We start from the raw sequence: 14,562 nt of genomic DNA, 5'->3' as shown, positions 1-14,562 counted from the left end.
AAATCAGGTCGTTCCCGGTGCCTGGCGCAGCAGGGGTTGGTGGAAGGACCGTGGTCGACCGGTCGAACGGGTAGATTTCAGATCTTGGATTCTGGATATTGGATTTCCCGCCCTACCCCACGCTCACAATGGATGTCCGCGGGGTTGGGCGGGTGGGAATTCCTCATTCCGAATTCCTCATTCCGCATTCGTTCTATCTGCGTCCTCTCGCCCGCTTCCGCTCCCGACGCGCGGTCAGGAGCTTGTTCATCCCCAAGGCCGCCGGCGAGGCGACGAATATCGACGAGTAGGTTCCGACGAGAATGCCGACGAGGAGGACGAATGCAAAGGTGTTGATCACGTCTCCACCAAAGATGTAGAGGCTCAACACCACGACCAGGGTCGTGCCGGAGGTGATGAGGGTGCGTGAGAGGGTCTGATTGATCGACAGATTCATCAGGGACTCGAGATCCTCCCCGCGTCGCAACCTCAGGTTCTCTCGCACCCGATCGAAGACCACCACAGTGTCGTTCACGGAATAGCCGACAAGAGTCAAGAGAGCTGCGACCGTCGGCAGGTTGATCTCGCGATGAGTTATTGCGATGGCTGTAAGGGTGATGAGCACATCGTGAAACAGAGCCACCACCGCGCCGACCGCGTAGGGCAGTTGGAACCTTATCCAGATGTAGATGAGCATTCCGACGAGTGAGAAGCCGATTGCGAGCATCGCCTTTTTCTGCAGATCGGCGCCAACTGCCGGCCCAACGCTGTCGGCTCCGAGCAGTGCGAATGCGCCGACCGCGGCCACATTCTCGAGATGCGCTCTCGCTGCATCGCTCAACTCTTCCACGTTCGCGAGCTCATCGAGCGAGCCAAAGATGCCATTGGTTTTTCGGTAGTCGAGCACCGCCTCGGCCATCGGCTGATAATAGGCCTCGCGGCCCTCGAAATCGCCGCCCACACCGTCCGGGTCGGCCGCCACGAGCAAGCCGAGGAGATCCAACGATCCCCTCGTGTTGAGGTCGAACTTGTTCCCGAGATCCCGGTTGTAATCGTCGTTCATAATCTCGAGGATCGGGGCGGTGAAGTCACCCTCCTCGCCCTCGGGATTTTCCACACGAATCAGGATCTCGTGCTTTTCGGCCTCGTCGAACCGCTGAATGAGCGGCGTGCCAACGGCCAGTTCCGAGATCGACTCTCGCAGGGCCCCGAGTTCGGGTTGCTCGTGGAACTTGAGCATGACCTGGGTACCGCCTACGAAATCGATGCCGAGGTTGAGCCCGGGTCCGAGAAACTGGTAAGCCAGGCCGGCGATGATCGCCAACCCGGACAGCGTCAGGGCAATCTTTCGATATGAGAGAAACGGAATGTTGGTGTCACCGATGATGCGCATGGATCAATCCAATCAGATGCTGAGGCTCTCGACGCGTTCGCGACCCGAGAGCACCATCATGAATATGGTTCGGGACACAAAGACGGCCGTAAAGACGCTCGCAAGAATGCCAATCGAGAGAGTCACCGCGAAACCCTTGACGGGCCCGGTGCCGAAATTGAACAGGAAAAGAGCGGCAATCAGAGTCGTCAGATTGGCATCGAGAATGGTACCGAAGGCGCGGGCGAAGCCGGTGTCAATCGCCGCCCGTACGGTCTTGCCGACCTGAAGCTCCTCTCGGATTCGCTCGAAGATCAGAACGTTGGCGTCTACCGCCATGCCGATCGTGAGGATCACGCCGGCGATACCCGGCAGAGTCAGCGTGGCACCAAAGTAGGCCATCGCCCCGAGCAGAATGATGAGGTTGAGGATCAGGGCGACGTTGGCGTTGAGACCTGAGAGCCGGTAGTAGACAAGCATGAAGGCCATGACTATGAGCAGGCCAGCGACCGCCGCGCGAACGCCGCGCACAACCGAGTCACGCCCCAGCGATGGCCCCACGGTTCGCTCCTCGAGGTAAACGATGGTCGCGGGCAAGGCGCCCGCGCGCAGCTTCAATGCAAGATCTTCCGCGTCCTCGATCGTGAAGCTGCCCGTGATCCGGCCGTCACCCGGAATCCTCGACTCGATTGTCGGCGCCGAAATGACTTTTTCGTCGAGGACAATCGCCATGCGGGTACCGATGTGCGAGCCTGTGTACTGGCCGAACTTCTCCGCTGCGTGTGGCTGGGTCGCGAAGTTGACCACCGGCTGGCCATACTCGTCCTGGCTCCGCCGGGCCGATCGCAGCTCTTGCCCTGAAATGATCGCTGCCTTCTTGAGCAGGTAGTACTCGACTCCGAGCACCGTGCCGTCGAGCCCGCGGCGGTCTCCTGGCAATATTTCGGAGTCGGACGGCACAGTTCCGCCAATCGAGGAGAGGAGGCTTTGGCGATCCGGCGCCGGGCCGGCAACTACCTCCTGGAACTCCAGGAACGCGGTCGAGGAGATCAGGTCCTTGACCCTCGCAGGGTCATCCACTCCCGGCAGCTGGACGAGGATACGATCGCTGTCCAGGCCCTGCCGCTGAATGACCGGCTCGGCCACGCCGAACTGATCGACACGATTCCAGATGGTCTCCAGGGACGAGCGGACCGCCATGTCGCGGACCGTTTTGTCCATGTTCGGGGGAAGCTGAAACGTCCAGGTGCCGGCTCCGGGCCTCACCGTGTAGCCCGGAACCCAGTTGTCCGCCACCTCGCGCAGGGCGGATGGGTCCGTGTCGGCCGGCACACGGACGGTGAAGCTCAGGTCCTCGATGTTGCTCTCGCCCTGGGTGAGTTGGATGTTCTCATCCCGCGCGCGGCTCACCAGCCGCTGAGACGCGTCATCGAGCTCTGCCTTGATGGCATCGTCGGTTTGAACCTGGAGCACCAGGTGAATACCCCCGGAAAGGTCAAGACCATAGTTGATCTTCTCCCCCGGCGGATACAGCGACCAGAGACTCAGCCCCACGACCGCTACGATCAGTACAACTCGCCACAAAATTTTCGAGTCCACACTCGCCTCCGCTTCAGGAAGAAACTTCTTCCGAGCCAACCGGACCGCCGATCGCGGACTTGGAGATCCGGATTTTGGTGTTTTCAGCAATCTTGAGCAGTACAGTTTGATCCTCGACGGCAGCCACAGTGCCGTAGATCCCGCCCGACGTCACGACCTTGTCGCCCTTCTTGAGGGCCGCGACCATGGCGTCTTTCTGTTTCTGCTGTTTCTTGGCCGGCATGATGACGAGGAAATAGAAAACCCCGAAAATCAGGGCGAACATCATCATCATTGACAGGGGACCTCCCCCGGCTCCACCTTCCATGATTCACCTCACATTTCAGTGGACACTTCACGCCCTCTCACGGAGCCGCGACTGCTCTCTACCCGGGCGCGAAACCGCGCGTAACGGCCCGTCATGATAGCTTCCCGAGCCTCGCGCATCAAGTTCATGTAGTACCACAAATTGTGCATCGTCAACAGGACCACCGAGGTGACCTCGTTGGCGACGAATAGATGGCGCAGGGCAGCACGGGAGTAAGCACCGCATGTCGGGCAGGAACAGCTTTCGTCGAGCGGCTGAGTGTCGTCGGCGTAGCGCGCGTTTTTGATCACCAGATCCCCGGTCGAGGTAAAGACCTTGCCGGTCCTCGCCGACCGCGTCGGCAGCACGCAATCGAAGAGGTCTACCCCACACGCGACCGCGTGCACCACGTCCTCCGGGTAGCCAACACCCATCAGATACCGCGGGTGGCCCGCTGGGAGCATCGGGGCTGCCATGGCCACCCCATCGTGCAGCGCCTCCGGCGGCTCGCCGACGGCCAGGCCCCCGATGGCGAAACCATCGAAATCGGCCGCCGCCAGATCTTCGCTCGACCGGCGACGGAGCTCGGCGTCGAGCGAACCCTGCTGGATCGCAAACACGCCGCCCTTCCACCTCCTGCCACCACTGCGGATCTTTTTCGCACGGTCGAGGCCCCGCAGCGCCCAGTCAATACTGGTCATCGTCGACGTCTGTGCCCGCTGGTGTTCGACCGGATACGGGAGGCACTCATCGAGCACCATCGCGATATCGACACCGAGACCCGCCTGGGTCTCGATGACGTTTTCCGGTGTCAGGCGGTGCTCGCTGCCGTCGATGTGCGACCTGAAGGTCACCCCATCGGCATCCATCGTGCACCGTTTGGCCAATGAAAAGACCTGGAACCCTCCGGAATCGGTGAGAATCGGACCCGACCAGGCCATCAATCGATGCAGCCCGCCGAGGCGTTGGATGCGTTCGAGGCCGGGCCGCAGCAGGAGATGGTAGGTGTTCCCGAGGATCATCTCCGGGCCGAGACGTTCGAGTTCCCAGGCCGCCATACCCTTGACCGTGCCAGCGGTGCCAACAGGCATGAAGGCCGGTGTCTGCACGACCCCGTGTGGCGTCGTCAGTTCGGCCGCTCGAGCAGAGCTTCCGGGGTCCTCAGCGACAAGGGCAAAGGGCAACATACAGGAGTGTGAGCCGACCCCGGCGTCGGTATCAGCCGACGCCGGTCGAGGCGTCGATGGTTTCCAGCTTCACGTCGGCGCCAAGTTCGAGGTCAAAGCGCGAATCCTCGATCTCCGTATTGATCATCAGATCCTTGAACTCGTAGCGGGTGCTGTCACCGTCAACCTCGTTGTACTCGATCACCACCGGCAGAAAAAGGTCCCGATCGACTTCGATCTCCACCGATTGCAGCTTCTTCGAAAGCATGTTTCCGACCGGGCGCAGAGTCAGCAGATAGCGAGCATGCCCACCCGGGTCATCGAGAGTAATGCTGAAGTGTGAGGTCAGATCATCAAGCGGCTGGGTGCCGGCCAGTACCCTCACGAAGCGGCGCTGTTTCCCCGACACCTTGATGCGCTCGGCGCGAGCCTGCAAGGGGTGATAGGTCGTCACCGTATCCTCGGAGAACAGCACCACCATCTGATCCGGCTGTTGATAGTCCCAGCGAACCAGATCCGGAGCACGGAAGAGGAAGACCCCGGTCGACTCCACCGCGTCAAGCAGCAGAGAGCTCTTTTTGAGCTGCACGAACTCTGCCTCGAGGGTCTGCAGAGCGCGCTGGCGCTCGACGACCCTTTCGATCAGCGCCTCGAGCTTGGCGCTGCCCTCCAGGTCGTCGATCGGCGCCATTATCGGCGCCGGGGCAGACGACGACAACGACGTCAGGAACACCAGGCAAACGATCAACAGCAGTCGTCGCAAAACTTTCACGGCGAGTACTTTAGCACAAGAGCGCGAAGCAATCAGCTGCCATCGGCTATCAATACCTGCAGGAATCCAACTGTCGATGCCTGATGGCAGATTGCCGACCGCTATTCCGTGACGCGAACGGACACCAGAGCGAGCGGGACCGCCTCGAAGATTGGCCACTCGCGATCGGGGGCCTCCCGGTGACGCGGAGAACGCGCGACAATCTCGTCGACCACCCCTTCCTCCACCACCTTGCCGGTATCAGCAACCAGCACCGTCTCCACGCTTCGGGTACGGGCCGCCTCGAGGAGAGCCGCGGTCCCGGTTGCGTTGACGAATCGTGTTTGCCCAACCGCGTCGGCACCGACCAGCACGACCACAGCGTCACGATCGAGCAACTCGGTCGCGGCCGCGTCGGGCCGAGCGACGGCTGTTCCCGACGCGGCCAGCCGCTCGGCCTGCTCGGCTCCCCGTCCCGCTGCGGTCCCGTCGAGCACAACTACCGATCCCTGCCAGCCACGCTGCCACGCCCCCTCCACCACAGCGGCCACCGCGGACGACCGGGAGATCGTTACCGCCATCCGTCGGTTCGCGACGAGAGGCCAGGCGTTGGCTGAGAAACGGTCGGGGAGCTCCTCGAGAACGGCCGCACGGCGAGTAAGCCGGGCCATGCACGAGGCGGGGCTTTCGACTGCCGCCATCCATGCCGCCATCGAGCGTAGATTGGCCATCGCCGGCTGTCCCTCGGCAAGCATCTGCAAACCCTTGTGGAGGGCATCCAGGCGAATCCTGCACCCACTTTCGAGCAGGCCGCGAACAAGAGACCTCTCGATCTCCATCGCACCGTGTTCACGGTCATTCGCCGCCGCTCGGAAGAGCACCAGAATCTCGTCCTCGCGATTCACTGGACGATTGTGCCACGTGCTTGCAGATGCCTGAAGCCGAATTCCGAATGCCGCGTCCACCCACCCTTCTGAACCACGAAAACACCAAGGTCACCACGTATCCTCAAAGAATCGAGACAGGTGCCACTTTCACAAATTTCACCAGCGCGTTCGGGTCGGCAGATCGATACGGACAATTGTGAAGGTGGCACCGGTGTCGTCGACACGGCATGCGCTTCTCGTTTGACAACGTGTTACCGTGCTTACACCGACCCAGCTGGAGGAGGCCATCATGAGCGACGAAACGCCCAAGATCCCGAAAACACCCAAGCTTACGCTGACCGCCGAGGTAGGTCTCGGTCACTACTCCAACTTTGTCAGCATCGCCCACAACTACTCCGAAGTCCTGCTCGATTTCGGCCGTACGCTGCCGGGGCGCGAGGACATTCCGGTGGTAGCGCGCATCATCATGAACCCCTTTCAGGCGAAACAGTTGTTGCGGGCTCTGAACCACAACGTTCAAATGTACGAAAATACATTCGGCCCGATTCCCGACCCGCCGGACGGGGCAGCCGAGGTATCCCCGAAGGGCACGAATTAGCCGTCCGGCCGTCTGACCTTCAAAGAAAAGGCGCACCCGAAGGTGCGCCTTTTTTCTTCATGAGGTCGATGTCACTGCTCGAGCTGCAGAATCACGAACCGATAGACGTCGGCTCTCGGGCTATAGACGTACAGACGCACATAGCCTCCCGCATCGACCTGCTCGACGACCTTACCCAGATCCGCAGGGCTGTCGACCGGCTCGCCGTTGGCCTCCGTGATGACCAGCCCGGGCGTCATGCCTTCCTCGCCGGCAGGTGATAACGGGCGAACTCGGGTTACGACCACACCGTTGATATCCTCTTCGATCCGGAAATTCCGCCGCACCATCGGATCCAGCGCGGAAACGGTCACTCCGACTCTCTCGAAGACCGTGCCTTCTCCACTGGATTCATCGTCAGGTTCCTCACCGGAGGTGCCGCTGTCGCGCTCTTCGAGAACCACCTTGAATTTCTCAGGTTTGCCGTTTCGGATCACACCGAGCTCGACAGCCGTGCCGGGTGGAAGGGCCGAGACGGTGTCAATGAGCTGGCGGGTGTTCTTCACCGGCTCGCCGTTCACCGAGACAATCACGTCGCCGTGCCGTACTCCGGCCTTGTCGGCCGCGTGGTCCGGCACTACGGACTCCACGAGGGCGCCATCATTGTTGTCGAGCCCGAAGGCTTCAGCCTCGCCGGGCTCGAGATTTTGGATTGCCACACCCATGTAGCCGCGCACGACCCGCCCGCGCTCGCGGAGCTGCGGCAGGATTCGGCGGGCCACGTCGACGGGTATCGCAAACCCGATGTTCTGGCCGGCAGCGTTGATCGCCGTATTGATGCCCACGACGTTGCCGTGAAGGTTGACCAGCGGACCGCCGGAGTTGCCGAAGTTGATCGCAGCATCGGTCTGGATGAAGTTCTCGAAGGAGCTCGACTCGGCTGAGAGCCCGAGTGCCCGCCCCTTGGCCGAAACCACACCAACGGTTACCGTGTGCTCCATTTCGAGGGGATTGCCCGCGGCCATCACCCACTCACCGACACGGACAGCGCTTGAGTCGCCGAGCGAAAGGTGGTCGAAGTCGCGGTCCGGATTGATCACCCGAAGAAGCGCGAGGTCGGTGGCCGGGTCCTTGCCGACGACCTCAACCCGATACTCGACGTCGTCCGCGAGGCGTACCCGGATCTTGTCGGCATCCTCGATGACGTGATTATTGGTGATGATCTCCCCCGACGAGGTGATGAAAAAGCCGGAGCCCGACGAACGGCGGACCGGCGGATCCACATTCCGCCGCCCGTCATCGCGCGGCCCGAAGAAAAAGTGGAAGGGGTCGTTCGGCATACCGCGCTGGTCCTCTGACGAGTCCCGCACCTCGTCCGAGTAGACGGATACGACGGACGGTACGACGTGTTCCGCGAGGGTCGCGAAGTCCGGCAGAGGCATTCCGGTCGAGGCTGCAGCCGGCACCGGGTCCGACAGGTCAGCTTCGACCCTCGGAGTCACGTCGAGCCCCCCGGAAAGGACCATCCCGAACAGGATCGCAGCGACGATCACCGCCGCGAGTGAGAAGACTTTCTGGACATCGTTTTTCATTCGATAACCTCCACGCAATGCCGGCGCGCTCAGGCGCGACCGCATCGTCCCGATGTACAACAGCAAAAGTCCTGCCAAGTTTCCGATTGGCAGCATTTTCTCAGAAAAATACCCGAATCGACCCGAAATTCAGAGATTTTCGCTTCGCACGGGCATCTACCGTCGAAATACGGCCGTTGCTGGGAACGGGTTTCTGCCATTTTGACGCGGAAGAAGGGCCCTCCGGCCTGACGGCCTGACGGCCCGACGGCAAAACGGCAAGACGGCAGGACGGCAACACGGTTGACCATTGATTCTGGCTTCTCTTCCGTAGGTGCCTGATGGCCGTGGGTTGTTGGCCGGCGGAACCCGTCGAGCCGTCCAGCCGTGGTGGGGGACAGGGGGGCGCCGTCTTACCGTGGGTGGGTGGGCGGCGTCGGGATCGGGATCGGGATCGGGATCGAATTTCAATCCGCGATGCGAATCTGGTTCTTGCCGTCTTCCTTGCCCCGGTACATGGCGAGATCGGCCGCGCGAAGGAGCAAATTCTTCTTCATGTCGGTCGTGCCCTGCCGAGGCAGATGATGCGGATAGACTGCGATTCCGATCGAGCTCGTCAGAGGGCGCCTCCAATAGACGGGGCCTTCCGACCACGAAAACGAGCCCTGAAGGAACTTGGTGGCGGCAAGCTCACTCTGGATGTTATTCGCCACGCTGCACGCCGCTTCGAGATCGTGATCGGGGAGGATGACCACGAACTCGTCACCACCGTATCTCGCGAGGGTCGCCTTTTCGTCGATCACCGCCCGGGTCAGCAGCCAGCCGAACTCTTTGAGCACCTGGGAACCCGCCAGGTGGCCATGGGTGTCGTTGACAGACTTGAAGTCATCGATGTCGAGGAACAGCAGGGCCACCGTCGAGCGGGTCACATCCGCTCGAATCAGATCTTCACTCAGCCGATGGTGAAAGAACCGATCATTGTAGAGCCCGGTGAGGTCGTCGCGGCGCGCCATTTCGGTCGCCCGTTGCGCGTCGAGGAGATTCTCGATCGAAATCGACGTGTAACGGGCGAATATTTCGAGCATCCTCATGTTGCGTTCGGTGTAGCGCTCGCCATCCGATCGATTGAGCAGCTCGAGCACGCCACACACCGCGCGCTCGATGCGCACCGGAACAGCAACCACGCCGGATGTCTCGAACTCGTGGTCCTCGTCGAACTTGGAGTAGAAATTCGGATCGCTTTCGGGATCCGCCATGACGTACGGCTCACCGGTTCGGTAGACGTGGCCGACAACGCCCCGGTCGGCGCGCAAGCTCTTGCCGAGCAGGGCGGCGCTCGAAGGCCCGAACGCAGCCAGGAAGTAGAGCTGGATCTCGGAGGGAGTGTCCCCCCTTTCCACCGGTCGATCCATCAGGATCGATCCCGCCTCTGACGGCACGAAGTCGTTGGCTTTCCTCAGAATCTCGCCGAGAAAGGAAGGCAGCTGCAGCTGTGACATCGCAAACGCCGAGTAGCGCTTACGATCTAGGAAGGGTTCGAGATCACCCAGGGGCAGGCTGTAGACCTCTGGTGCGCCCACAAAATCATCGTATCACGCGACGCATCAGCCGTTGCAGCTTCTCTTCGAGCTCGATCACCGTCTCCGTGTGGTCGGCCCTCCCGGGCGCGAACCTGATCGCTTCGAGCTCCTGTCGCAGCTGGCGCATTTCTTCCTCGAGAGCACGCCCCTTCGCGTGGGCCCGAGCATCCATCCACCACCTCTCCAACGCCACCTGAAGCTCGCGAGCACGTTCCGCGGGGCTTTCGCCGTCCCGGCGAGGTGGAAGCGCGCCCTTCTTCCGCCGTGCGATCACGACCGGCACGACGCCCCCCAAGAGAACGCCCGCTGCCAGCGCGCCGACAATCCATACCCACAACGGCACACCTTCCTCGGTGTCGCGAGAAGAAAAGACGACCTCGTTCGTCGCCTCCCGTTCACGGATTGGTGTTGCCTCGACCACCGGAGGCGTTGGTGTCGCCGGCGGTGGCTCGACCTGCAGCTTGAGAGGACCCAGGGAGTGGCTGCGATAGTGGCCTGCGGCCGGGTCGTACACGGCGAGGATCACCGGCTGGATATCGACCTCGCCCGCGCTCCGCGGTACCAGAGTCATTTGCCAGGAACGGCTGCCGTGGATTCCGCTGGCGTCCACTGTGACGTCGCTCTCTTCCTCGGGAGGGTAGCTCTCACAATCCGGACACGTCGGCCAGAGCGCCGGTGGCTCAACCAGAGGGAGATTGCCGTTCCCCGAGAGCTCGATAGTGAGCACCGTTGATTCGCCAAAATCGATGTGCTCGGGCTCCAACTTCGCCCGATAACGGAGATTCCCGACCGCGCCGGAGAAACCCTCCGGCGGCCTCGGCCTCGGCAACACCTCGACCGGAATCATCTGGGTATTTCGCTCGACGACTTGCTGCGGGGCAAAAAGGCTCGCGGTTCGAATACCGATTCGCGCACCGACCTCGGGAATTTCCAACTGACCGGTCTTGAGAGGAACCAGAACATGTCGCGAGACCACAAAACGGTTGAATCGGACGCCCTCGACCTCGACAACCTCGCCAGTCACCCGCTCGGGCGGCTCAACCCTCTGCGCCCACCAGCCGGGGTACGAAGGAGGCGACACCCACTCGAAACCGTCCACCCCGCCCGCGGTCGTGTCGAGGACGATGGTGGCGTTGACCGGCTCACCGAGCGCAATCTGCCGATCGGACACGAGCTGTCTGAGAACGACCCGGGCGGAGCTCGTCGGCCGACGACGCGGAACGAGGTCTTCGAAGGGGTCGAATGGGAACGCCGACCGACGTCTGCTCGGCTGTTGCGGAACGACACTGCCGGGCACGACCTCGGCCTTGAGGACTTCCGAGCTGAGCTCGGTGCCATCGACCCTCACGGTCACCGGTCCGACTGTGCCTTCCCCGACCTCCAGCGCTCGCAAGACATAGCTGAAACTCATGGCACGGCTGGCAGCACCGTTGATCCACGAGAACTCGGTCTTGGTCGACGGGCCGGAAACCACCTCCAGGTTCTCGAGGGGTCCGAGATCGACCTCGGGCGTTCCTTCCGGCTCAAGAATACGCACCACCAACAGAGTTGCATCCTCGATTCCGATCCTGCGGGGGTCCAGGTGAACCTCGAGGCTTGGTTCGGCTGCAGAAGCCGCCGTCACACCGGCCACCAGAATGGCGATCACGGCAAGGGAACGTGCTCTCACCAATCCTTCTCCACCTTGCCTGCCTGTGGCGTTGGTGAGCGAAGGGCCTCTCGCGCTTCGGCTTCCGCTCGCTCGAGCGCGGCATAGAGCGGCTGGTTCGGGTTGGGTGTCGGCGTCGGCGCAGCGCCCTGACCTGCCGACGGTGTCGGAGTTGGCTGCTGCTGCTCGTTCTCCTGTTGCTGCTGTTCCTGCTGCTCGTCCTGTTGCTCGTCCTGCTGTTGCTGTTGTTGCTGCTGCTGCTGTTGTTGTTGCTGGTCGCGCATCTTCAGGGCCAGCTCATAGTTGTGCTTTGCCTGGAGGTCGTCAGGGTCCGCCAGCATCGCCCGCCGCAGCCAATCGAGGGCAATGTCCGGCTGCGACTGTACGAGCGCGCCGGTACCCGAGTTGTAGGCCGCCCCCGGAACGCCTCCCTTGTCCGCACTTTCCAGCAACGGAATCGCGTTTTCGAGCCTGCCCCCGGCGGCGAGTGCCGTACCGAGGTCATAGAGTCTCTCAGGTCGCTCGGGATCGAGCTCGGCCGCTCCGGCAAACGACGCGGTCGCACCTTCCAGGTCCTGATGACGCCATTTCGAAACGCCTCGCCGCGCCAGGCGCCGGCTGCCACCCGGCACCAGCCGCTGCCACCAGGAGGCCGGGGGGAGGGGCTCCGCCGACTGCGGCTGGGCGGCGGCCGGAGCCTGTGCCCGCGGTGCCGAAGCCGCCGGCGAAGCGTCCTGGGCGTTGACTGTCGGCACGAAGGTCAACAGGACCAGAGTCGCCACCGCCAATCGCCGCCACGGCGGGAGAGCGAACCCCAGGGTGAGGAGCGCCGCCGCCACCACCAGGAACAACGGGAAGCGCTCCACCCGGCGCACGTTGCGCGTCTCGTCGATCTCGCGGGTGCGCAGCCGCTCGACTGCCTCCGCAATCTTGCGCACGACCTCGGGATCGCCGAGGCTCACAACCTCACCGCCGACCGTATCGGCGATGCCGGCGAGAACTTCGGGATGGGCGCGGGTCACCACCGGCTGACCGTTCTGATCACGTTTGTAGTGCACCGCACCGCGTTCGTCGTGCTCCGGAATCGGTCCACCCTGCTCGGTGCCCGCCACGACGCCGAGGAGGCCCACTCCGGCTTCGGACAGGGCGGTCGTCGCGGCATCCACGTCACCCTGCAGGTTCTCGCCATCCGTGAAGAGCAGCATCACGCGTCCTTCGCCTTCAGGTGGAAGGAGCTTCAGGGCACCCTCGACGGACCGCTGTATGTTGGAGCCTGGCAGCGCCACCATCCCCGGACTCACACCGTCGAGAAAGACCGCCACCGCGCCGAGATCGGTGGTCAGCGGAACCAGAGAATAGGCGTCGCCCGCAAATACCACAACCGCCACTCTGTTGCCCTCGAGCTGGGGCAGGAGGCGCGTGAGGCTTTCGATGCTACGGCTCAGGCGGGAGGGTCGGAGATCCTCGCACAGCATCGAGTCGGACACGTCAAGAGCGATCACAAGATCCCTCGTGCGAACCGTTTCTTCGGCCGGGAGTTCACCCCACTGCGGGCGTGCGATGGCGAGCACCAGCAAGACTGCCGCCACACACCAGGCAATCGATCGAACCAGACCGGTTGCCGGAACGCCACCCATGAGACGGTGCCATACGCCGGGCGAAGCGAGCCGGCGTTGCTGTTGCAGCCTGCGCCGGTGGCGATACAGGGCGAGCATCGCGGCGAGCGCCGGAACCACGAGCAGTACCATGCGCGAGGGCTCGGCGAAGGTCACCACGGCGTCCTCCCAGCCACCCCCTCGAGCACCACGCCGGCGGCCAGCAGAATGAGTGCACCGAGCGCCCACGGCTCGAATCGTTCACGGTAGCGAACCAGCCGGGTCGACGTGAAGACAGTCTTTTCCATCCTGTCGATCTCGGAGAAGACCTCGGCAAGCGCCTCTGGATCGCGGGCGCGAAACGAGGCACCGCCGGTGCTTCGCGAGATCTCGGCCAGCAGCTCGGGGTTGATCTCAACCTCGACGTTCTGAATCTGTGAAAACTCGCGCCCGGTCCGCGGATCGCGCATCCACACCGGAATCGGCACCTTCCCGCCCCTGCCAACGAGAACGGTATGAACGGTGATCTCCTCGTCCCTCGCGAGCTCTGCCGCAGTCCGGGGGTCGAGTTGGCCAGCGTTATTGGAGCCATCGGTCACCAGCACAATGACCTTGGAGTCGGAGGTCGACACCCGCAGGCGGTTGACCGCCGTTCCGAGCCCCAGCCCGATGGCCGTCCCGTCGGGCAGCGTTCGCAGCTCGACCTGCTCGAGAAGATGGCCGGCAACCTCGTGATCGAGAGTCAGGGGGCAGATCGTGACTGCTGCGCCGGCAAAGACGACGAGTCCTATGCGATCGTGAGGACGGCGCTCGAGGAAGTCTGCAATTGTCTCCTTGGCGACACCAAGGCGATCGGTGGGCTGGAAGTCGAGCGCTGCCATCGAACCCGAAATATCTAGAACCACCACCATGTCCACGCCCTCGGCGTGTTCGAGTTGCCTCGAGAGCACTTCCTGGGGCCGCGCCAGAGACACCGCCAGGGGCGCGAAGGCGAGGGCCGCCAGAATCCCGGCAATCGCCGTCCAACTCAATCGTCCGCCTCGCTTTCCCTCGACCCTTCCGCCAATCGGGAATGGATAGCGCTGCCATCGCCGGCGAAGGAGCCACAGGATCGCGGCGATCAGCCCGACGCCACCGAGAGCCAACCACATGGGCGCGGCCAGCCGTATCATCCGGTGGCCTCCAGTTCCTCCGCTTCATCATCCGCGACCAGGTGTTTTTCGAGGTCTTCGGCCACGCCGCGGCTCTCCTCGATCGCTCGTCGGAGATGATTCTCATCGGCCGGCATGCGTCCGAAGCGAACCCGGTCAGCGGTGTCCATCACGGCGTGAATCCCGCGCTGCACCGTCTCCGGCCATTCCAACCTGCGAGCCAGCAATCGCAGCTCGAATGAGGTCATCTCCTCCGCCGGCTCGCCACTCGCGCGCTCGAGATACCGGCGCAAGCCGCCGGCCAAACGATCACAGATGGCCTCGGCCGGCTCCCGGCCGATCCGTCCGCCGAGGCGATCGAGAAGAGCCGCCAACTCATCGAAAGGAGCCAGTGCCGGCA

The 14,562-nt window shown here is 62.8% G+C and carries 13 protein-coding genes; 1 reads left to right on the top strand and 12 read right to left on the bottom strand.

The annotated features are described in order from the left end of the window. Positions 1-193: 193 nt before the first annotated feature. The 6 genes from secF to LJE93_13425 all read right to left on the bottom strand — a co-directional run bounded on the left by secF (position 194) and on the right by LJE93_13425 (position 6,058). Positions 194-1,372, bottom strand: coding sequence for a protein translocase subunit SecF (secF, locus tag LJE93_13450; protein ID MCG6949910.1), 1,179 nt, complete (start codon positions 1,370-1,372; stop codon positions 194-196). Between the two features lie 12 nt (positions 1,373-1,384). Next, complete coding sequence (gene secD / locus LJE93_13445; GenBank protein MCG6949909.1) at positions 1,385-2,950, bottom strand: protein translocase subunit SecD; 1,566 nt, start codon at positions 2,948-2,950, stop codon at positions 1,385-1,387. Positions 2,951-2,963: 13 nt separating this feature from the next. Continuing rightward, the gene (yajC, locus tag LJE93_13440) at positions 2,964-3,218 is read right to left on the bottom strand and encodes a preprotein translocase subunit YajC (protein ID MCG6949908.1); all 255 of its coding nucleotides are present in this window, start codon (positions 3,216-3,218) and stop codon (positions 2,964-2,966) included. Between the two features lie 47 nt (positions 3,219-3,265). Continuing rightward, entirely contained in the window at positions 3,266-4,423 is a 1,158-nt protein-coding gene (tgt, locus tag LJE93_13435) for a tRNA guanosine(34) transglycosylase Tgt (protein MCG6949907.1), read from the bottom strand. 31 nt (positions 4,424-4,454) lie between these two features. Next, positions 4,455-5,174, bottom strand: coding sequence for an outer membrane lipoprotein carrier protein LolA (locus tag LJE93_13430; protein MCG6949906.1), 720 nt, complete (start codon positions 5,172-5,174; stop codon positions 4,455-4,457). A gap of 101 nt (positions 5,175-5,275) precedes the next feature. Beyond that, the gene (locus LJE93_13425) at positions 5,276-6,058 is read right to left on the bottom strand and encodes a hypothetical protein (protein MCG6949905.1); all 783 of its coding nucleotides are present in this window, start codon (positions 6,056-6,058) and stop codon (positions 5,276-5,278) included. Between the two features lie 271 nt (positions 6,059-6,329). Between LJE93_13425 and LJE93_13420 the strand changes: the two genes are divergently transcribed. Then, complete coding sequence (locus tag LJE93_13420; protein ID MCG6949904.1) at positions 6,330-6,638, top strand: DUF3467 domain-containing protein; 309 nt, start codon at positions 6,330-6,332, stop codon at positions 6,636-6,638. A gap of 71 nt (positions 6,639-6,709) precedes the next feature. Here the strand turns inward: LJE93_13420 and LJE93_13415 are convergent, their stop codons facing one another. The 6 genes from LJE93_13415 to LJE93_13390 all read right to left on the bottom strand — a co-directional run. Continuing rightward, positions 6,710-8,209, bottom strand: coding sequence for a Do family serine endopeptidase (locus LJE93_13415; protein ID MCG6949903.1), 1,500 nt, complete (start codon positions 8,207-8,209; stop codon positions 6,710-6,712). A gap of 446 nt (positions 8,210-8,655) precedes the next feature. Further along, positions 8,656-9,768, bottom strand: a complete 1,113-nt coding sequence (locus tag LJE93_13410; protein ID MCG6949902.1) for a sensor domain-containing diguanylate cyclase — start codon at positions 9,766-9,768, stop codon at positions 8,656-8,658. Between the two features lie 4 nt (positions 9,769-9,772). Then, positions 9,773-11,437 carry a BatD family protein gene (locus LJE93_13405; protein ID MCG6949901.1) on the bottom strand — a complete coding sequence of 555 codons (1,665 nt, stop codon included), beginning with the start codon at positions 11,435-11,437 and terminating at the stop codon, positions 9,773-9,775. Further along, positions 11,434-13,191: a VWA domain-containing protein gene (locus tag LJE93_13400; protein ID MCG6949900.1), complete on the bottom strand. Its 1,758-nt coding sequence runs from the start codon at positions 13,189-13,191 to the stop codon at positions 11,434-11,436. Before LJE93_13400 ends, LJE93_13405 begins: the two co-directional genes overlap by 4 nt. Next, entirely contained in the window at positions 13,185-14,183 is a 999-nt protein-coding gene (locus LJE93_13395) for a VWA domain-containing protein (protein ID MCG6949899.1), read from the bottom strand. The genes LJE93_13400 and LJE93_13395 overlap by 7 nt, the downstream gene beginning before the upstream one ends. Beyond that, positions 14,180-14,562: hypothetical protein (locus tag LJE93_13390; GenBank protein ID MCG6949898.1), on the bottom strand; the 383-nt coding region annotated here is incomplete at its 5' end. The genes LJE93_13390 and LJE93_13395, both read right to left, overlap by 4 nt.

It is taken from the genome of Acidobacteriota bacterium, from assembly GCA_022340665.1.
Taxonomy (GTDB): Bacteria; Acidobacteriota; Thermoanaerobaculia; order Thermoanaerobaculales; family Sulfomarinibacteraceae; genus Sulfomarinibacter.
Note: the sequence above shows the minus strand (reverse complement) of the source record. Positions and strands in the feature narration are given on the sequence as shown.

Coding starts and splice junctions, on each gene's coding strand:
- LJE93_13415 (MCG6949903.1), bottom strand. CDS start 8,209: ATGAAAAACGATGTCCAGAAAGTCTTCTCACTCGCGGCGGTGATCGTC.
- tgt (MCG6949907.1), bottom strand. CDS start 4,423: ATGTTGCCCTTTGCCCTTGTCGCTGAGGACCCCGGAAGCTCTGCTCGA.
- yajC (MCG6949908.1), bottom strand. CDS start 3,218: ATGATGTTCGCCCTGATTTTCGGGGTTTTCTATTTCCTCGTCATCATG.
- LJE93_13395 (MCG6949899.1), bottom strand. CDS start 14,183: ATGATACGGCTGGCCGCGCCCATGTGGTTGGCTCTCGGTGGCGTCGGG.
- secF (MCG6949910.1), bottom strand. CDS start 1,372: ATGCGCATCATCGGTGACACCAACATTCCGTTTCTCTCATATCGAAAG.
- LJE93_13420 (MCG6949904.1), top strand. CDS start 6,330: ATGAGCGACGAAACGCCCAAGATCCCGAAAACACCCAAGCTTACGCTG.